Annotated in this window: 10 protein-coding genes; 1 reads left to right on the forward strand and 9 read right to left on the reverse strand. The window is 74.3% G+C overall.

The features are described from left to right. The 4 genes from ACOJUF_RS06405 to tdh all read right to left on the reverse strand — a co-directional run. A partial coding sequence (locus ACOJUF_RS06405; protein WP_420121029.1) for an amino acid permease occupies window positions 1-1,239 on the reverse strand: 1,239 nt, incomplete at its 3' end. A gap of 124 nt (window positions 1,240-1,363) precedes the next feature. Beyond that, the gene (locus ACOJUF_RS06410) at window positions 1,364-2,044 is read right to left on the reverse strand and encodes a trimeric intracellular cation channel family protein (RefSeq protein WP_420121030.1); all 681 of its coding nucleotides are present in this window, start codon (window positions 2,042-2,044) and stop codon (window positions 1,364-1,366) included. Between the two features lie 67 nt (window positions 2,045-2,111). Beyond that, the gene (locus ACOJUF_RS06415) at window positions 2,112-3,290 is read right to left on the reverse strand and encodes a glycine C-acetyltransferase (RefSeq protein ID WP_420121031.1); all 1,179 of its coding nucleotides are present in this window, start codon (window positions 3,288-3,290) and stop codon (window positions 2,112-2,114) included. A 3-nt stretch (window positions 3,291-3,293) separates the two neighbouring features. After that, window positions 3,294-4,337, reverse strand: a complete 1,044-nt coding sequence (gene tdh, locus ACOJUF_RS06420) for an L-threonine 3-dehydrogenase (protein ID WP_420121032.1) — start codon at window positions 4,335-4,337, stop codon at window positions 3,294-3,296. 91 nt (window positions 4,338-4,428) lie between these two features. Here tdh and ACOJUF_RS06425 point away from each other — a divergent pair, with 91 nt between their 5' ends. After that, window positions 4,429-5,346, forward strand: coding sequence for a LysR family transcriptional regulator (locus tag ACOJUF_RS06425; RefSeq protein WP_420121033.1), 918 nt, complete (start codon window positions 4,429-4,431; stop codon window positions 5,344-5,346). On the opposite strand, the gene ACOJUF_RS06430 is transcribed toward ACOJUF_RS06425, so the two are convergent. The 5 genes from ACOJUF_RS06430 to ACOJUF_RS06450 all read right to left on the reverse strand — a co-directional run bounded on the left by ACOJUF_RS06430 (window position 5,327) and on the right by ACOJUF_RS06450 (window position 19,443). Then, a complete protein-coding gene (locus tag ACOJUF_RS06430) occupies window positions 5,327-6,235 on the reverse strand; it encodes an alpha/beta fold hydrolase (protein WP_420121034.1) in 909 nt (302 codons plus the stop codon). The two genes, ACOJUF_RS06425 and ACOJUF_RS06430, sit on opposite strands and share 20 nt — an antisense overlap. Before the next feature lie 109 nt (window positions 6,236-6,344). Beyond that, window positions 6,345-13,304, reverse strand: a complete 6,960-nt coding sequence (locus ACOJUF_RS06435; RefSeq protein ID WP_420121035.1) for a carboxypeptidase regulatory-like domain-containing protein — start codon at window positions 13,302-13,304, stop codon at window positions 6,345-6,347. Next, the gene (locus ACOJUF_RS06440) at window positions 13,301-16,330 is read right to left on the reverse strand and encodes a carboxypeptidase regulatory-like domain-containing protein (protein WP_420121036.1); all 3,030 of its coding nucleotides are present in this window, start codon (window positions 16,328-16,330) and stop codon (window positions 13,301-13,303) included. The genes ACOJUF_RS06435 and ACOJUF_RS06440 overlap by 4 nt, the downstream gene beginning before the upstream one ends. A 2-nt stretch (window positions 16,331-16,332) precedes the next feature. Next, on the reverse strand, window positions 16,333-18,774 hold the full coding sequence (locus tag ACOJUF_RS06445) for a carboxypeptidase regulatory-like domain-containing protein (protein WP_420121037.1): 2,442 nt from the start codon (window positions 18,772-18,774) through the stop codon (window positions 16,333-16,335). A gap of 3 nt (window positions 18,775-18,777) precedes the next feature. Next, on the reverse strand, window positions 18,778-19,443 hold the full coding sequence (locus ACOJUF_RS06450) for a DUF4255 domain-containing protein (protein ID WP_420121038.1): 666 nt from the start codon (window positions 19,441-19,443) through the stop codon (window positions 18,778-18,780). Window positions 19,444-19,807: the final 364 nt, after the last annotated feature.

A 19,807-nucleotide genomic window follows, 5' to 3' on the forward strand; every position in this document is an offset into this window, starting at 1 on the left:
GGCGACGATGGCCATCCACGCGGCGATCAGGCACAACGAGCAGACGTTGAGCACGATCTCGAAGGCCTGCTCGGGGACGATCGCGTTGAGCCCGACGCCCAGCAGGGCGACCACGCCGGTGAGCAGGATGCCGCCGAACGGCACGCCCGAGCGGGTCATCCTGCCGGTCCAGCGGGGCGCGCTGCCGGCCGCGGCCAGCGAGTGCACGATGCGACCGGTGGAGTACATGCCGGCGTTGAGCGAGGACAGCGCGGCGGTCAACACGACCAGGTTCATGATCGCGTCCACACCCTGGACGCCGATGGAGCCGAAGAACGTCACGAACGGGCTCTCGCCGGCCTGGTAGGCCGTGTACGGCAGGAGCAGCGAGAGCAGCAGTACCGAGCCGACGTAGAAGATGGCGATCCGGAAGATGACCGCGTTGATGGTGCGCGGCATGACCTTCTCGGGGTTCTTGGTCTCGCCGGCGGCGGTGCCGACGAGCTCGATCGAGCCGTACGCGAAGACCACGCCCTGGGTGACGATCAGCAGCGGCAGGACGCCGTTGGGGAACCAGCCGCCGTTGTCGGTGATCAGGCTGAAGCCCGGGTCGTGCCCCTCCAGGGGGGTACCGAAGATGACGAAGTAGGTGCCGATGAGCAGGAAGGCGACCAGCGCGACGACCTTGATGAGCGCGAACCAGAACTCCATCTCGCCGAACACCTTCACCGAGATGAGGTTCATGCCGACGACCAGGATCTGCGCGAGCAGCGCCCACAACCACTGCGGCACCGCACCCATGGCCGCGATGTACTTCTTGAAGAAGTTCATGTACAGCGCCACCGCGGTGGTGTCGACGACGGCGATCACCGCCCAGTTCAGCCAGTACAGCCAGCCGACGGCGAAAGCGGCCTTCTCGCCGAAGAACTCGCGGGCGTAGGAGACGAACGACCCGGATGACGGACGGTGCAGGATCAGCTCGCCCAGGGCCCGCATGATCAGGAAGGCGAAGAAGCCGCACACGGCGTAGACCAGGACCAGGCCCGGGCCGGCGCTGTGCAGCCGGCCGCCGGCGCCCAGGAACAGGCCGGTGCCGATCGCCCCGCCGATGCCGATCATCTGGATCTGACGCTTGGTCAGACCCTTGTGATAGCCGGCGTTCTCGGCGATGAACTCCTGCTGCAGGACCGGGTCGTCCGGCCCGGGATGGTTGACGTGCTCGCTGACGGTGCGGGCTTCTTCGGCCGCGGGCTGGGGCATCGGAGCGCCTTTCGGGGTGGGGGCCGGCCCGGGCCGGGCAGGGCAGAGCAGGGCAGGCAGGCAGGCAGGGCACAGGAGCAGGGGGCGGGATGGAACGGTGGGACGGCGCGACGCCCGGGCGGGGTCAGCCCTCGTCGCGGGCGGGATCACCCGGACCCGGCCGGCCGAAGCGGACCGGACCGGACCAGGTGGGCGGGGCGGGCAGGCGCCACCCCTGATGGTGCGAGAGCAGGGTCAGACCGGCGCCGACGCCGGTCGCGACCAGCAGGCCGGCGGTGACCTGGCCGGCGAGGTGGAACAGCACCATGGTCCCTGCGGCCAGCAGCGCGGGCGTGACGTAGAGGGTGTTGCCGCCAAAAACGGCGGGCACCTGGCGCAGCAGCACGTCCCGGACGACGCCGCCGCCGGCCGCGGTGATGGCGCCGAGCGCGATCGCGGCCGGCCACTCCAGGCCCAGGCTCAGCGCCTTCTGCGCGCCGGCCGCGGCCCAGCAGCCCAGGGCCAGGGCGTCCAGCACCGGGAACGAGTGTTCCCAGGCCCGTCCGCGGATCGGCACCAGGAAGGCCACCGCCGCGCCGACCAGCGCGGTCAGCACGTAGGTGTGGTCGACCAGGGCGACCGGAGTGCCCTTCTGGAGCAGGATGTCGCGGATGATGCCGCCGCCCAGACCGGAGACCACGGCCAGGACCGCGAAGCCGACCAGGTCGAACCCGCGGGACCGGGCCAGCACCCCGCCGAGCAGGGCGTTGGCCAGCACGCCCGACAGGTCGGTGACCCGCAGGACGTGCATCGCCGCGTCGTTCATCGCCTCGCCGTTCGGGGTGGACTGGACTGGAGCAGGTGTGCGGGGCCCGGGAGCGGGGAAACCCGGTTCAGGCGGCCAGGTCGCGCGCGGCGACGAACGCCGCAACGCACCGGTCGATCTGCGCCGGGGTGTGGGCGGCCGACAGCTGCACCCGGATGCGGGCCGCGCCCCGCGGCACCACCGGGAAGCTGAACGCGGTGACATAGATTCCCTGGCGCTGCATCTCGTCGGCGACCCGGGCGGTCAGCGCGGCGTCGCCGAACATGACCGGCACGATCGGATGCTCACCCGGCAGCAGGTCGAAGCCCTGCGCGGTCATTCCGGCGCGGAACTGGGCCGCGTTCTCCTGCAGGCGCTTGCGCAACTCGTTGGACCCGGCGACGAGGTCCAGCGCGGCCAGGGTGCCGGCGACCATGGCCGGGGCCAGGGTGTTGGAGAACAGGTAGGGCCGGGCCCGCTGCCGCAGCAGCTCGACGATCTCGCCGTGCGCGGCGACGTAGCCGCCGGAGGCGCCGCCCAGGGCCTTGCCGAAGGTGCCGGTGTAGATGTCCACACGGCCCTCGACGCCGCACAGCTCGGGGGTGCCCCGGCCGTTCTCGCCGATGAAGCCGACCGCGTGCGAGTCGTCGACGAAGACCAGCGCGCCGTACTGCTCGGCCAGGTCGCAGATCTGGGCCAGCGGGGCGATGTAGCCGTCCATCGAGAAGACGCCGTCGGTGACCACGATGCGGAAACGGGCGTCCTGCGCGGCGCGCAGCTGCTCCTCCAGGTCGGCCATGTCGCGGTTGCGGTACCGCAGCCGGCGGGCCTTGGACAGCCGGATGCCGTCGATGATCGAGGCGTGGTTCAGCGCGTCGGAGATGATGGCGTCCTCGGCCCCGAAGAGGGTTTCGAAGACGCCGCCGTTGGCGTCGAAGCAGGAGGCGAACAGGATGGCGTCCTGGGTGCCCAGGAAACCGGCCAGCCGGCGCTCGAGCTCCCGATGCTGCTCCTGGGTGCCGCAGATGAAGCGGACGCTGGCCAGCCCGTACCCCCACTCGTCCAGCGAGGCCCGGGCGGCGTCCAGCAGCCGCGGGTCGTCGGCCAGGCCGAGATAGTTGTTCGCGCAGAAGTTCAGCACCGATTGGCCGTCGGCGACGATCTCGGTGCCCTGCGGACCGGTGATCGACCGCTCCCGCTTGGTCAGGCCGGCCTCGCGGATGCCGTCGAGCTCGGCGGTGATGTGCTGCTGCAGTGCTCCGTACATGGGTCAGACCTCCGACCAGTCGAGGACGATCTTGCCGGTGCCGGCGGCGGCCGCGGCGGCGAATCCCTGCTCCCAGTCGCGGGCCGGCAGGCGGTGGGTGATCACCGAGGTGATCGCTTCCCGCAGGGCCGGGCTGGACTGGATCATGGCGCCCATGGCGTTCCACGTCTCGTACATCTCACGCCCGTAGATGCCTTTGAGGGTCAGCATGTGCGTGACGACCTTGCCGAAATCGACGGCGAACGGCTGGGCCGGCAGGCCGAGGATGGCCACCCGGCCGCCGTGGTTGAGGTTCTCGATCATCGACTGCAGCGCGGCCGGGGCTCCGCTCATCTCGAAACCGACGTCGAATCCCTCACGCATCCCCAGCGACCGCTGCGCATCCGAGATCGGTTGGCGGGCAACGTCGACCACCTCGTCGGCGCCCATCTTGCGGGCCAGATCCAGCCGCGCCGCGCTGACGTCGGTGCCGACCACGAACCGGGCGCCGGCGTGCCGGGCGACGGCGATCGCCATCAGCCCGATCGGGCCGCAGCCGCTCACCAGCACGTCCTCGCCGACCAGGGGAAAGGACAGCGCGGTGTGCACGGCGTTGCCGAAGGGATCGAAGATCGCACCCAGGTCGGGGTCGATGTGGTGGTGGTGCACCCAGACGTTGCCGGCCGGGATGGCCACGTATTCGGCGAACGCGCCGTCCCGCTGGACGCCGACGCTGATCGTGCGGATGCACATGTGGCCGCGGCCGGCGCGGCAGTTGCGGCAGGTGCCGCAGACGATGTGACCCTCGCCCGAGACCCGGTCACCGACGGCGACATCGCGTACCCCTGAGCCGATCTCGACGACCTCGCCGAAGAATTCGTGGCCGGGGATCAGCGGGGCGGCGACGATCGAGTCGGCCCAGTCGTCCCAGCGCTGGATGTGCAGGTCGGTGCCGCAGATGCCGGTGCGCAGGACTCGGACGATCACGTCGGTCGGTCCGCAGGTGGGGTCGGGACGCTCGGTCAGCTCGAACCCGGGAGCCCGTTCGGCTTTGAACAGTGCCTTCATGGGGACTAGTACAGGGCCCAGGGACCATGAAGAACAACCGACTCTTTCTTCGTCATTGCTTTAGCGGCTACTTCACCGTTAGGTTTGCCGCGTGGAGGTCCATCAGCTACAGATCCTGCGCGAACTGGGCGCGCTGGGCAGCGTTTCGGCGGTGGCCAAGGTGCTCAACGTCTCGCCGTCGGCGGTCTCCCAGCACCTGACCGCGCTGCAGCGCAGCTTCAGCACCCCGCTGACCGCCAAGCAGGGCCGAACCCTGACGTTGACCGACGCCGGCCAGGTGCTCGCCGACGCGGGCGCCGAGGTGATCGACGCGATGGCCGCCGCGCGCACCGCGGTCGAGACCTTCGAACAGTCGGCCGGGGGCACGGTTGCGGTATCCGGCTTCCACAGCGCCGGGCAGTCCCTGTTCGGGTTGCTGCTGCAGGAGCTGGCCCGCCTGCCCACCGCGCCCGACGTCCGGCTGACCGACGAGGACGTGCCCCGGCAGGACTTCCCCGGGCTCACCGCCCGGTACGACCTGGTGATCGCCCACCGGCTCGACCACAGCCCCGCCTGGCCGGCGGCCGGCCTGCGCACCATCACCCTGGTCCGGGAACCGCTGGACGTCGCCCTCCCGGTCGACCATCCGCTGGCCGGCGACGCGGAACTGACCGCCGACCAGGTGGCCGGCGAGCGCTGGGTCACCACGCGGGGCGGCTACTCCCCCGACGACCTGCTCGACGCGGTGGCCGCGGTGTCCGGCCGGCAGCTCACGGTGGTCCACCGGATCAACGACTACGGCACGGTCCACTCGATCGTCGCGGCCGGCCACGCCATCGGGCTGGTGCCGCGGTACACCTCGCCGCTGGCTCCCCCCGGCTCGATCGTGCTCCGCCCGCTGACCGGGATCGGCGCCCGCCGCACGATCGACCTGCTGACCCGCCCGGAGAACCTGCGCCGCCGCTCGGTGCGGGTCGTCGCCCAGGCGCTGAACCGGGTGGTGGCCGGGATCATCCGCGAGCGGCAGTGACCCCCGCCGCGGCCAGCGCGTCGACGATGGCGGACGTCCCTGCGTCGTTGAACAGCAGCGTGTAGTGGTTGGTGCCGGCCACTTCTCGCACATCCAACGCCGGGAACTCGGCGGCCCACCGGGCCACCCAGGGCGCCGGGAACAGGCCCGGTTCCTCGTCCAGCAGCCCGCGCGGCGCCCGCAGGAACGGCGTGCCCGGCGGCAGCGCGGCCAGCCCCGGGAGCAGCCAGTCCTCGCCGTCCTGCTGGGCCCGGGAGTCGGCCGCCATCGCCTCGAAGGAGGTGGCCGGGTGGTAGTTCCCGGGCTCGCCGACCAGGTCGTAGTCGATGTAGTCGGTGGTGGCGTCGGTCCAGTCGGTGAAGGCCGGGTGCGCGCGGAAGAAGTCGCGGTAGGCCTCGTGGTCGGCGAACGTCATCGTCAGCCGGCGCTGCACCGGGCCCAGGATCGCCGCCGTCGCCTCGTCGGGGGTCAGGTCCTCCGGGATGGGCAGCGGCAGCCCGCCGTCGACCAGGACCGCCCCGGCGACCCGATCGGGGTGCCGGTGCACCGTGGCGACGGTGACGAAGCCGCCCATCGAATGGCCCATGACGATCGCCGACGGCACCCGGAGGTGATCCAGCAGCCGGGCGAGATCGTCGGCATGGCCGGTGATCCCGTACGGGCCGGGCAGCTCGTTGGACCGCCCGCGGCCGCGGAGGTCGGGCGCGACGATCCGCGCGCCGGGGAGCCGGTCGACCACCGACACCCAGGCCCGGTGCGAGGCGGTGATGCCGTGCACCGCCAGGACGGGCGGGCCGGCCGGCTCGGTTCCCTCCGCGGGCTCCCAGATGCCGACCCGCAGGTCTCCCCCACGGACCGGCACGTCGACGGTGCGGTAACGATCAGCCATGGGCCCGATCATGCCGCAGAGGCGCACGCGGCTCCGTCCGGGCCGACGTCGACTCCGCGAGCGCCGGCGCCGGCCGGCCGGCCGGCCGGAGGGCATCGACCCGCGGGTGTCACGGACCGGCCGGTGGCACGGCGGTCATCGGCACGTCCAGCAACGGCGACTGGCCGGCGGCGAGCGCCTGACCGGTCAGCGCACCCTGGTACTGGGTGCCACCGACGGTCTGCGTGGCGGTGATCGTGTAGGTGCCGGCGGCGATGTCGGCGAACAGGGCCGGCCCGCTCGCCGGGGTGGTCTTGGGTGAACCGCCGGCCGCCGGGGTCAGGGTGATGGTCGCCCCGGCCGATGCCGCCCCGCCGATCGACGCGGTCACCCCCAGGGTGACCGCGGTGTACGGCATCGTCACCGTCGCCGTGTGGGTGGTGGACGGGTCGATGCCGGTCGTCGACGCGGTCCCGAACGGCGCGCTGGCCGCCGCGGCCAGGGTGTACGTGCCCGCGCCGACCGTGAGCAACGGGCCCGTCGCGCTGCTGGCGCCGGCCGGGACGGTGACCGACCCCGACCAGGTCGTCGCCCCGCCGAGGGTCAGGGTCAGGTCGACGGACCGGGCGGTGGTGTCGGCCGGCCGGCGCGGCACGGCCGTCAACGCGACCCCCGGCCGCAGGGTGAACCCGGTGAACGTCACCGTGTTCGGGCCGGCCCGGGTCACGGTCACCCCGGAGACGTCCGGGATCAGCATCGTCGGATCGGCCGTGGAGCGGACCGAGAAGGTCCAGCCCGCGCCGGGCGCGACGCACAGCTGGCCGGCACCGTCCGCGGTCACGGTCTGGCCGCCCCGGGTCGCGGTGACCGGCAGCCCGGTGCGGGCGGCGCCGTCGACGGTGGCGGTGGGCGTGACCCCGATGGCCGGGGCCAGCAGGGTGACCGCCAGTGACACCGCGGTGGTGCTGCCCGTACCGGGCACGGTGAACGTGCCGGTGGCCGGGTCGGCGGTGAAGGTGCCGGCGCCGACCGACCAGGTGTAGGAACCGGCCGGCACCAGGGCGGACACGGTCGCCGTCCCGGCGTTCCCGGCGCCGGGGGTGATGGTGGCCGGCAGCGTCCGGGCGGTACCGCCGTCCGGGGTCAGGACCAACGACACCGCCGTGGGCGCCGGCGAGCACCCGGCCGGCCAGGTCGCGGTCATCGTGAGCGGCGCCAGCCGGACCGTCGCGGACACGGTGACGGTCGGCGCGGTCGGCACGGTGTCCGGCGGCGGCGCCGGCACGCCGCGGTCGGGCTGGTCGAGCAGGAACGACGAACTGCTCACGGCCCCGAACGGGGCGGTCGCCGGGGTGAGCGCCACCGCCCACCGGCCGGTCGGCACCTGCGGCGCGCTGACCGTGCCGTCGGTGGCGACGGTGAACCCGGTCAGCGCGGTGGTGTTGGCCGGCGTGCAGGTCGGGTCGCCCGGCTGCGCCGCCACCGGTTGGAGGGTGGCGGGCGCACCGGCCAGCGACAGACCCGCCGTCGACGGGTCGAGGGTGACGACGACCGACCGGGTGGTCCGGGCGACCTGCACGGTCACCGCGGGCGGGACCGGCGCCACCTGCGAATTGAGCGTGATCGTCGTGGAGAAGGCACGGTCGTACCCGCAGGCGTCGACCATCACCCGGTAGAGCCCGTCGGGCACGTCGGCGAACGCGAAGCCGCCGTCGGCGCCGGTCGTCACGGTCGGCAACGGCTGACCGCTCAGATCCTTGGCGATCTGCTGCACGTCGTTGTTCTGCCGCAGCGAGACCTGGGCACCGGCGAGCGCGGCCCCGCCCGGACCGCGGATCGTCCCGGTCTGGCTGCTCGACCGGCGGGCCAGGTTGATCCGCACGGTCTGCGGGTCGATGCCGGTGGCGACCTGCGTCTGCACGCTCACCGACTGGTAGGTCTGGGTTCCCGGCTGGAAGGAGACGGTGTAGACCCCCGGGGTGGTCCTGGCGAAGCTCACCAGACCCCCGGTCACGGTGATGTCGGGGTCGCCGCCGATGCAGGACGGGGTGGTCGCGTCGGTGATGACGCACGAGCGGCTGGTGGTGGCCCCGTCGATCCGGACGGTGCCGACCGGCACCACCGACGTCGTCCCGTCGAGCAGGTTGACCTTCAGGGTGACCGGCTTGACCGGCAGCGTCAGGGTCACCGCCTGGGTCAGGTCGAACGGCGTCAGGGTGACCGAGGTGGTCGCCGGGTCGTAGCCGGCCCGCGTCGCGGTCAGCGTGTAGGTCACGTTGTCCCGGGCCAGCCCGTCGCGCTGCAGGGTGCCGATCAGCGTCACCTGCCCGTTGTCCCCGGTGGTGGCCGTCCAGGCCGGGCTGCCGTCGGACGGCGTCGCCGTGATCGAGACGGCCGGCAACGGCACCGACCCGTCGGAGGACGTCTGCACCGTGCCGACCGTGATCCGGCCCAGCTGCGTCAGGGTGACCTGGCACGCCGACGGACCGGGCTGGAAGCCCAGACCGGTCGCGCCGTTGCAGATGATCCCGCCGGTGCTCCCGGCGGTGAAGGTGGCCGCCTGGAACCCGGGGGCGCGCACGGTCAACGAGTACGACCCGTCCTGCGACGACACCGGCGGCAGGGTGACCTGCACCGAACCGTTGCCGGTGGGTTGGGCGTTGAGCGGACCGATCGTGCCGACCGAGTTCCCGGTGAGCAGCACCGTCGCGCCGGTCGGCACCTCCCGCTCACCGGTGAACACCGAGCTCTGGATGGTGACGGTCTGGGTGGACAGCTGGCGCAGGGTGAGGGTGAGCGGGCAGGTCTCGGCGCCGGTGACGGGTGCGGCGCAGGTGTAGGTGACCGGGCTGCTCTCGAAGCCGGGCAGGCTCACCGAGACGCTGTAGCTGCCGGGTCCGACCAGGTTGGCCGGCGCGCCCTGTTCCTGCCAGGTCAGGGTGGTCCCGGACGCGGACAGGGTGACCGGCGGTGTCCCGTTGAGCGGGGTCACCGAGAACGCCGCACCGTTGATGTTCGCGCCGGCCGGCAACACGGTCAGGGTGCCGGCGAAAGCCGGGTTGCGGATGAGCTGCGGGGCCGGAGCGGGTGTGGTGCCGGCCGGGTCGGTGACGTAGGTGCAGTTCTGGCCGAGCGGGCACAGGATCTGCGCGGTGGCCGGGGACGGGGTGAATCCCGGCAGCTGCGCGGCGAACGCGTACCGCCCGGGCGAGAGCAGATTCGCCCCGGTCACCGCCGTGTCCGTCCATTGCAGCGTGCCCACCGGGCCCTCCTGCACCGAGACCTGGCCCGAACCCGGCGGTTTGGTCAGCAGCGCCAGCGCCGCCGGACCCCGCCCGGCGCCGGCCGGCAGCGTCTGCAGCGTCAGGGCCGAGGTCGGCGACGGCTTGGGCAGCACGGTGGTCGCATCGGCCGGCACGCTGAGCACCTCCCCGGTGCCGGCGATGCCGATCTGCGCGGTGAAGGAGGCCTGCGAGACGCTGGTCGGGTCGATCTGCACCGACACCGGCCGGGCCACGAAGGCCGGGCCCGGCACGGCGACGCCGATCGCGGCGGGCTCGGACACGGTCGGGCACAGGTCGGGCAGCCCGGTCACCGGCGGCGGCCCCTGGGTCGGCACGATGGCGATGCAGCCGTTGTCGTCGGTGATCAGCGTCGCGGAGCCGAGGACAGGGGTGATCCCGGTGTAGCCGACGATGCCGGTGACGGTCACCCGGGCGTCCCGCACCCCGACGCCCCCGGGCGTGATGCCGTCCGACGTCAGGACGCGCGCCACGATCGTGCCCAGCGGTTTGAGCAGCGCGACGTTGAGGTCGATCGTCTGGTTGAGCTGGACGGAGACGTTGTCGGCGGTCGCGCTGCCGGCGTCGGCGTTCGCCGTCACCTGGAAGACGCCCGGCTGGAGCGTGGTCAGCAGGGCGACGCCGTCGGCGCCGCTGGTGGCCTGGGCGGCCGTGGTGGTGCCCTGCTTCGCCGCGACCGTCGCGCCGGCGGCCAGCGTCAGCTCGCCGGTGTCGGTATTGGGTTCCCGCACCGTCACCGAGATCCGGCCGAGCCGGTCCAGCACCGGGTCGTACCGCCCGTCGCTGCCGAGCTCGATGGTCAGGCTGAACGGCGCCGGCTCGATGTACTCGGGATCGGTGGGCAGCACGACGACGGTGTAGCCGCCGTGGCTCAGTCCACGCACCTGGTACGTACCGTCGGCCTGGATGAGCCCGCAGCGGATCGACGGGTCGCCGCCGACGGTGCAGGTGATGCCGCCGGGGTCGGCCACGCATCCGGCCGACCGGTCCGGCGGGGTGACACCGGACGCCACCACGGCGACGCAGGTGGCGCCCGCGGGGGTGCCGACCCGGGTGGTCAACCGGCCGGTGATCAGGCTCAACGGCACCAGGCTGACCGGCGCGGCGGACATGGTCGCGCCCTGCGGCACCTGGACCGACACCTGGCCCGGCTCGTACCCGGGAGCGGTGATCGTCACCGTGTACAGACCGGGGACCAGGCCCGGATGGAGCGGATCGTCGACCGCCGGCAGGACGTAGTTCTCCCCCGGGCCGGCCTGGGCGGAGACCGTCTCCGGCGGCCGGTTGGGGTCGATCCGGCCGGTGTTCGGGTCGATCGCCGGCACGCTGACCGACGCGGTGATGACGCACGGCACGGTCGGGTCGACCGCCCGGTCGCAGGTCAGGTCACCCCCGGTGCGGGAGTCGGTGACCCGGCCCTGGATGTGCGCGGTGGCCGGCAGTTCGGTGTCGGCCGAGCTGAGCAGGGTCAGGTCGGCGCTCGCCTCGCCGGCCGCGGCCACCTCGACGGTGACCGACGAGGAGATGCGCCCGAACATCGACCCGGTCAGCACGTACACCCCGGGGGCGACCCCGGTGAACCGGAACGAGCCCGGCGGGTCGGACGTGGTCATCGTCTTGCTCGACCCGGCCGGGCCCGTCAGGGTCAGGCCGGCGCCGATCAGGCCACCCTCGGCGGGCTGGTCCCCGACGGCCGGGTTGCCGGTGACGGTGCCGCTGACGACGCCGTCGGCCCGGATCATCGACACGTTCACCTCGGCCGAGCCGACGCCCTGCGCCAGCGAGACCTGCCGGACCTGGTCGGAGTACCCGGCCCCGGACACGGTCACGGTGTACTCGCCGGGGGTGGGCAGGTCGGGCAGCGTGTAGGTGCCGACGGGCCCGGTGGTCAGCGTGGTCGCGGTGCGGGTGGTGGTGACGTCGCCCGACTGCCCGGTCACCGAGACCTGCAGCCCGCCCAGGCCGCCCACCCGGCCGAGCAGGTCCTCGCCGGACACCAGCCCGGTCACCGCGGCGGCCCCGGTCGGCAGGTTCAGGTCGGCCGTGGCCGTGCCGCCCGCCCCCAGGGTGACCAGGATGGACGAGGAGCCGAAGCCCTGGGCGGCGGCGGACACCAGGTAGGTGCCCGGGGTGGACAGCCCGGTGACGCTCCACGAGCCGGGGGTCCCCTCCGCCCCCGGGGACACCGACGCGGTCTGGACCGAGACATGCCCGTCGGTGATGGTGACGGTGGCCGCGCCGATCGGACCGTCCGGCCCGGTCACGGTGCCCGACATGGCCCCACCGCCGGCGGCCAGCTCGGTGCGCATCGGGTCCGCACCGACCAGCGTCGCGCCGTTCACCACGAACCGCTGGGTCTGGTATCCGGCCCGGGCCATGGTGAGCAGGTAGAAGCCGGTGGGCCGGATGCCGGCGATCGCCCAGGTGCCGTCGTCGTTGGTCGTGGTGGTGACGGTCGGCGGGTCGGCGGCGGTGCTCACCCGCAGCGCCGACGCCGGCACCTTGCCGATGACGGCGCGGGCGGCGCGCAGGCCGGACGCGGTCTGCTCGTCCGTGCCCGGCGCGGGTTCGGCGCCCTGCGCGGCGGCTTCGGTCAAGCCGGTCGGGCTGAGCACCACGGTCACCCCGCCCGGATCCGCGCCGGTGACCAGCCCGCGCAGCGCGACCGCGCCCGGGGTGCCGTCCGGATTCGGCTGGCCGGAGCCGGGGGCCGCGTCGCCGCCGGTCGTCTCACCGCCGGACGCGTCACCGGTCGTCTCACCGCCGGTCGTCCCACCGCCGGTCGCATCCCCGGCGGGGGCCGAACCCGGGGCCGCGGGGCCGGCGTCCCCGGTCCCGGCCCCGCCGCTGGTGCCGCTGCCGCCGCTGCCGCTGCCGCCGGTGGTGTCGCCCGACCCGTTCCCCGACCCGCCGGTCCCGGGGGTGCCGGCCGCCGTGCCCGTGGCGTTGCCGTCGGACCCGGCCGTGGTCGGGGCGGCCTGGTCGGGCGCGGCGTCCCCGGCCTGGTTGTTCTGCGTCTGCGTGGTGAAGTACGAGGACACCCGCGGGATCGCCACGATCGCCAGCCCGGCCCACAGTGCGACCACGGCGACCAGCACCAGGGCCCGGACCAGGGCGCCGCGGAACACCGGCCGCGCCCGCACGGTCCCGGTGACCACCACCGGGGCGCCCTGGCCGCGGGCGGCGACCGCGTAGCTGTGGGTCTGGACCGTGCCGAACACCCGCGGCCGGCGGACCTTGACCTTGCCGCGCACCACGACGGTCCGGCCGGCCGGCACGGCCAGCGGGGCCGGGTCGAACCGGGCGGTCAGCCCGGCCGGGACCGTCGGGTCGATGACCAGGTCCCGGTCGGTCGCCGACGGGTTGGTCACCGACAGCCGCACCCGGCGACCGAAGACGGCGGTGACCTGCGGCGGGTCCAGGTCGAGCACGGTGGGCTCGCGACCGCCGATGACCAGCGTGGATTCGGCGACGCCGGCCTGCGGCTCGGCCCGCCCGAGGGGGTCGGCGGCCACCGCCAGGACGACGAACGGGTAGCGGGCGCCCAACGCGCTGGGACCGGGCCGCAGCTCCAGCTCGAGGGTCCGGCCCTCGCCCGGGGCCAGTGGCCCGACGACGACCGGCGGCGGCGTCCACTCCGCGTCCAGGCCGCGGATCGCGACGGACAGCGTGGCCGGGCCCGGCCCGGTGGCCCACACCTGCACCGTCACCGGCACCGTCGCCCCCGCGGCGGCCTCGATGACGGGCGCGACGGTGACGGCCGGGCCGGGCGGCGGGGTGGCGGTCACGGTCCGGCCCCCGCTCCGGCCGCGGGTGGGCCGGTCACGGTCGCCCCGGCGCCGGCGGCGGCCGGCACGGTCGGCGCGGTCGGCGCCGGGCTGACCGCGGGCTGGCTGCCCACGGTGATGGTCAGGTCCGCGGCCTGGCTGGCGGCCAGCACGATGGTGGCCGAGCCGATCGCGCCCTGGGAGGCGCTGCGCACCTCGAGCACGTACGCCTGCGGGGCGTCGACCTCGGCGAAGGTGTAGCGGCCGGCCGCGTCGGTGGTCGCCCGCTGGCTGACCTGCGCCGGGTACTCGGACGCCTTGAACAGGCTGACCTCCAGGCCCGGTTGCGGCCCGGCCTGCCGGTCGACGACCAGCCCGCTGATCGACGCCGGCGGGATCAGCAGCGGGTTCTGCACGAGCGCCTGACCCGCGGCCACGGTGACGATGACGCTGGTCGGGCTGGTGCCGCGACGGCTGACCGACAGCGTGTAGGTGCCCGGCACGACGCCGCCGACCCGGTACGAGCCGAGCGCGCCGGCGGGCTCGGACGCGCTGGTCACGGTGTAGGTGTTGGAACCGGAGGTCAGGGTGACGGTCGCCTCGCCGGCCGGCGCGGTGCTGCCGTCGGCCGACCGCTGGCTGACCACCCCGGAGATCTGGGCGAACGCCGACGTCATCGCCACGGTGATGGGGCCGGCCCCGGAGGACGGCGCGCCGGTGGCGTCGAGGTTGACCGCCAGGGTCTGGGACTGCAGGTCCGACCGGCTGAACGTCAGGGTGTAGGCCCCGGGGATGGGCAGGCCGGCGATCGTCCACGCGCCGGGGGTGCCGGCGCTCTGGGTGATCGTGGTGACGTCGGTGGCACCGCCGCTGACGGTGACCGTCACGCCGGCGGCCGGCGCGTTGTCCGGCAGGGTGGTGACCGAGCCGGACAGGGATCCGGCGGATCGGGCCAGGGTCAGCTGGACCCCGGTCAGCTTCTGCCCGTCGGTCAGCACCACCGAGGTCGTCTGGGTGGTGAACCCCGGCGAGGTGACCGTCACCGTGTAGGTCGCCGGGGTGACCAGCCCGCGCAGGGTGAACCCGCCGGGCTGCCCCTCGGTGAGCGAGACCGTCTGCACCGTGCTGGTGCCGCTGGTCGCGGTGATCACCGCCCCGCCGAGCGGCCCGTCCGGACCGGTCACCGTGCCACTGATCAGCCCGTCGCCGGTGCGCAACCGCAGCTGGATGTCGCCGCGGACCTCGCCCCCGGACAGGTCGATGCGCTGGGTGTCGGTGGCGAACCCCGGTTTGCTCAGCACCAGGTCGTACACGGCCGGGGACGGCACGTCGGACAGGTCGAACCGGCCGTCCGAGCCGATCGGCACGGTGGTCAGCACGGCTCCCGCCGGCGCGCCGGCCGGGGGCGCCTCGGCGGCGGTCGCCGCGGCCACCGCCGGCTCGCTGGGCAGCAGGTCCACCGGAACCTGGACGGTCAGCACGGCCCCGGCGACGTCGGTCCCGGCGACCTGACCCGAGACCGTCGCCGGCAGGCCGCCCAGGTTGACGTCCAGGTTGGTGATCTGCTGGCCGACCTGCACCGTCACCTCGGTCGCGTCGGACGCCGACAGGGCGTTGGCGTACCAGATCTCGGCGAACCCGGCGCCCTGCACCCGGAACTTGTAGCTGCCGGCCGGCAGGCTGTCGATCGCCCACGTGCCGTCGTCGCCGGTGGCCGTGTTGGTGACCGGTGTGGTCACGTCCTGGCTGGTGAACAGCTCGATCGAGACGCCGGCGATGGGCTGCCCGTTGAGCAGCTGGCGCACCGTCCCACCCAGCGTCGACGTGCCGGATGGGGTCCCGGAGTTCCGCGCGGCCGCCACCTGGATGGCCAGGTCGCGGTCGGCGGCGGACTGGCCGACCAGCGCCGAGAGCGCGATCGTGATGACGGTCGCGAACACGGTGGCGGCCAGCAGCAGCGAGATCAGGGACAGGACCCCGCGGGACAGCCGGGGCTTCTGCAGCAGGGTGCCGGTGGCGACCGGGTCGGGCGGGGGTGCCGGCACCTCCCCCGGCAGCCCACCCGCCCCCGCGTCCGCCACCGGGTCCGCGGCCCCGCCCGCGCCGGCCCCGCCCCCGCCCCCGGCCCCGCCCGGGATCGACACGTCGGTCGGCAGCTTCGGGACGGCCGGGGTCGGGATCTTCGGCGTCGCGATGGTCGGCAGCGCCGGCGCCTTCAGACCGGGGATCGCCGGCCCACCCGGGATCTTCGGGGCGGCCGGCATCTTCGGCGAGGCCGGGATCTTCGGCGCGGCCGGCAGCCCACCCCCCGCCCCGCCGCCCGGCAGCGGCGCCGTGGGCAGCTTGATCTTCTTGGGCAGCAGCTCGGTCGGCAGCCAGCCGCGCCGCCGCCGCACCGCCGGAGGGGCCGACCCGGGCGGCAGCAGGAGCACGTCGAAGGCCCGGACCACCGGCTGGCCGAACCACCGGCGGGGGCCGGCCGCCTTCAGATCGGCGATGGCCTGGTCACCGGGAGCGAGCGTGACCACCGGCGGGTCGAACTCGAACCACATCGCGTCCTCGGCGTCGCGGCCGGCGAGCTCGCTGGTCACGGTCGTGTTGCCGGTGTTGTGCAGCAGCACCCCGAACATGCCGTGCCCGCAGGCGATCACGGTCATCGGCGTCAGCTGGACGTCCAGCTCCTCGGCCGCCGGCACCAGCAGCTCGAGCTCGTTGATCGCGATGTCGTGCGGCGGGGTGACCTCCCGCACCTGGACGGCCATCCGCCGCTCCCCGGCGGCCACCCCGGCCGGCACCGCGACCGTCGCCGTCACCGTCTGCGACTCGTCCGGGAACAACGACAGGGTGTCGGTCTGCAGGCTCACCCAGGACGGGTCCGCGCCGAGCACCCGCAGCTGGTAGCCGCCGATCAGGGTGCCGGTGTTGTGCACGGTGATCAGCACCTCGACGGTGCCGTCGGCCGCACCGCCGACCGGACCGGCGGCGCCGGGAACGGCGGCGCCGGCCGCGCCCAGCTCGACCCGGTCGGGCGTCACGAACACCCGCATGGTCAGCCCCCCGCCCCGGGGACGGTGGCCGGATCCGGCGGCAGCGTGAAGTCGGCCGTGGCCCGGCCGCCGGCCGTCACCCCGACCAGCACCGTGCGCGGCAGGGTGGTCGGCCCCTGCGCGGTGATGGTGTAGTCGCCGACGGGCAGGCCGGCGATGACGTAGCTGCCGGCCGCGGACCCGGCCGACGCCGACGAGGAGGTGACCGGCCAGGTCCGCTTGCCGTCGGTGGCGGTGACCGTGGCCCCGGCGATCGGGGCGCCCGACGGGTCGGTCACGGTGCCGGAGATCCGGCCGAGCGAATCGCTCATCGTGACGGTCAGCGGGGTCCCGCCCGGCTGGACCGGCACGGTGGTGTCGGCGAAGCCCGGCTTGCTGAACGTCAGGGTCAGGGTGCCGCCGGCGGGCAGGCCGGCGACGGTGAATGCGCCGACGGTCCCCGCGGTCAGCGTGCTCGTCGTCGGCGGGTTGGCCATGCCGCCGACGGTGACGGTCGCCCCGCCGACCCCGGCCCCGGTCGCGTCGACCAGCTGCCCGGTGATCTGACCGGTGCCGGAGGCCAGGGTGACGGCCAGATCGGTGCGTTGCTGGCCCGGCCCGAGGTCGATGACCTCGGTGGTCGAGCCGAATCCGGGCCCGGAGATGGTCAGCACGTAGGTGGCCGGGGTGGGCAGGCTGCCCAGGACGAACCGGCCGACGTCGCCGGTGGTCGGGGTGCCCGAGCTGATCGTGGTGCCGCCGACCGTGGTGCTGACGGTGATGCCGCCGACCGGCGCACCGGCCGCCGACACGACGCCGGAGATCACCCCGGGCCCGGCGGTGAGCAGCACCGACGGTTGCAGCCGCTGCGCGCCGCCGTCGACCTGGGTCGAGATGACGGTGGGCTGGTACCCGGCGGCGGCGAAGCTGAGCTGGTACTCGGCCGGGGCCGGCAGGTCGGGCAGGGTGTAGCCGTTGGCCCCGTCCGTGGTGGTGCTGGCGATGTCCTGCCCGGCCCGCGGGCCGGCGACGGCGCGGGCGGTGACCGTGGTGGTGACCGGCTGCAGGATGTCCCCCGGGTCGACCGAGCCGGTGATGGTGGCCGGCTTGCCGGTGACCGTGACGTCGATGCCCGCGGTGACCTCCGCCGAGGCGGCGGTGACCGGGGTGGCGGCGGCCTGGTCCGGGGTGCCGGGGTAGAACACCGGGTCGAACCCGTCGGCGCTGAACCGCAGCAGGTAGCCGCCCGGGAACAGTCCGGCCACCTGGAACGAGCCGTCGGCCTGGGTGGCCGCCGAGCTGGCCGTGTCGAACGTACCGTCGGCCCGCGGCCGGAGCGCCTCGACCAGGATCCGGCCGACCGGCCCGCCGTCGCTGGCGGCGACCACGGTCCCGGCGATCGTGCCGCCCAATCCCGACGGCAGGCTGCCGTCCTTGGGCAGGGCACCGGCCGGCGCGGCGGCGTCGGCCTGCCGGTCGGTGGCCGCCTGCAGCGCGATGTCGGTCGGGAAGAACGAGGCCGGTGCCGACTTGGTGACCGGGTCGGTCGCGAACACCTGCCGCAGCCCGAACAGGAAGATCGCCGCCCAGACGGCGACGATCGCCACCAGGATGAACGCGGTGAGCATGCCGCGGGTGATCCACGGCCGCTGCCGCAGGATCAGCGGGCAGCTCTGCGCCGGCAGCTCCGGCTCGGCCAGCTCGGGCGCGACCAGCTCGGGGCCGTGCTGGGCAGCGTGCGGCCCGGGACCGGCCGGCCCGGAGACCGCCGATGCCTGGACCGGGGGTCCGGGGGGCACCGGCCAGGAGCCGGCCGGGGCCGGTCCGTCCGGATGGGCGGCGAGCTCGTCGTCGACCTGGGCGGCCGCCGCGTCGGCCGGCGCGGCGGTCACCGTCACCGTGACCGGGCGGTCCACCTCCGAGCCGAAGATCATCCGCGGACCGCGGGCCTCGACCAGCACCTCCCCGCTGCGTCCCGCCTCCAAGCGCAGCCGTTCGGGCATCACCCGCGGGGTCACCACCCGCTCCGGGTCGGCGGCGGCCAGGCTGACCGTCAGCGGAACGTTGCCGGCGTTGGTGACGGCCAGCACGAACCGGCCCGTGCGGTGCGCCCGCACCACCTCGGGCCGCGCGGCCAGCCGGAAGTCCGGCCGGGTCGGCACCAGCAGGTCGAGATCGACGTACTCGGCCGCCACCTCGTCCTGCCGGGAGAACACCTCGACGGTCAGCGGATGTCGCCCGGCCGGGTAGGCGGTCGGCAGCTCCAGGCTGAGCGTCAACCGTCCGGCCGAGTCCGGGAACAGGGCCAGCACCGGCGGGTGGGTGGTGACGTGGCCCCCGTCCAACCCGATCACCCGGGCGGTGATGCCGTCGATCACCGACCCGGTGTTGACCACGTCGACGTCGACGTCCGCGGTCGACCCCGGGGCCAGGTCGACCAGCGTGCTGCCGGTGGTCACGCGCACGGGTCAGCCCGGTCCGGGGGTGTGCCGGGCCGCGGCGGACCGGCCGTTCTCGCCGGCGCCGGGCGGGGCGCCGGGCGGCACGCGGTCGGGGGTGCTCCCCGATGCGCCCCCGTCGGCGGGCATCCGGCCGACCAGGGCGCGGATCCGCTCGACCCGCGGCGGCAGGTCGGCGAACGCCGGGGCGTCCGCGGCGCTGGTCACGATCAGCTCGAACGAGGGCTTGATCGCGCCACCGACCGTCGTCCACACGTCCTTGGCCCGGCTGTTGTCGTACGGCTCGACCGTCAGCTGGACGCCCGACGGCAGCGGCACGGCCAGATGCTCGGGCGGCAATGCGGACGCCTGGACCAGGCAGGCCAGCGCGTCGCCGAGCAGCTGGTGCTCGTCCCGCACCACCCCGGCCCAGGCCGAGACCAGGTAGTGCAGCTCCAGCATGGGAATGGGCCGGCGGCGCTGAGCCCGGCCGTTGACCTCACGGTCGACCGACGGCCGCGGCTGCTGGGGGGACCGGCCGATGCCGAACAGGAACAGGTTCACCGTGATCCGGCTCAACTGGGCCGACCACGTGCCCGACGGCGGGTCGAACGACACGTCGCCGACCGCCTCGGGCAGCGGCAGTTCCGCGCGCAGGAACGACTCGAGCCCGGCGTCGATGGTGGGAACGATCATGTGCGGTCGCGACCGGTCGCCGTGGACCCGGGATGTCCCGGCTGCTGCGGGTGAGTCGTCATCGGGCCCCCCGGAACTCGATCCAGCCGTCGCGGGTGCACCGGCCGGTCGGGTGGGGCGTGCGGGCACGCCGGTGGCCGGTGACGCGTCGAGCCCATCACCGGGGCCGGTCCCGGGCATCGGGCGATCGCCCTATGTTGGTCGGGCCGGCCCCTCGGCAGCCCCACCGCAGCTCCGTGGGCCGTCCCACCCGGCCGCTCCGGGTGCCGTGCCCGGGCTGCTCCGGGTGCCGTGCCCGGGCTGCTCCGGGTGCCGTGCCCGGGCTGCGCTGATCCAACACCCACAAAACCGCCCACAACGGACA

The sequence above is a fragment of the Nakamurella sp. genome (assembly GCF_048594475.1).
In the GTDB taxonomy this organism is placed as follows: Bacteria; Actinomycetota; Actinomycetes; order Mycobacteriales; family Nakamurellaceae; genus Nakamurella.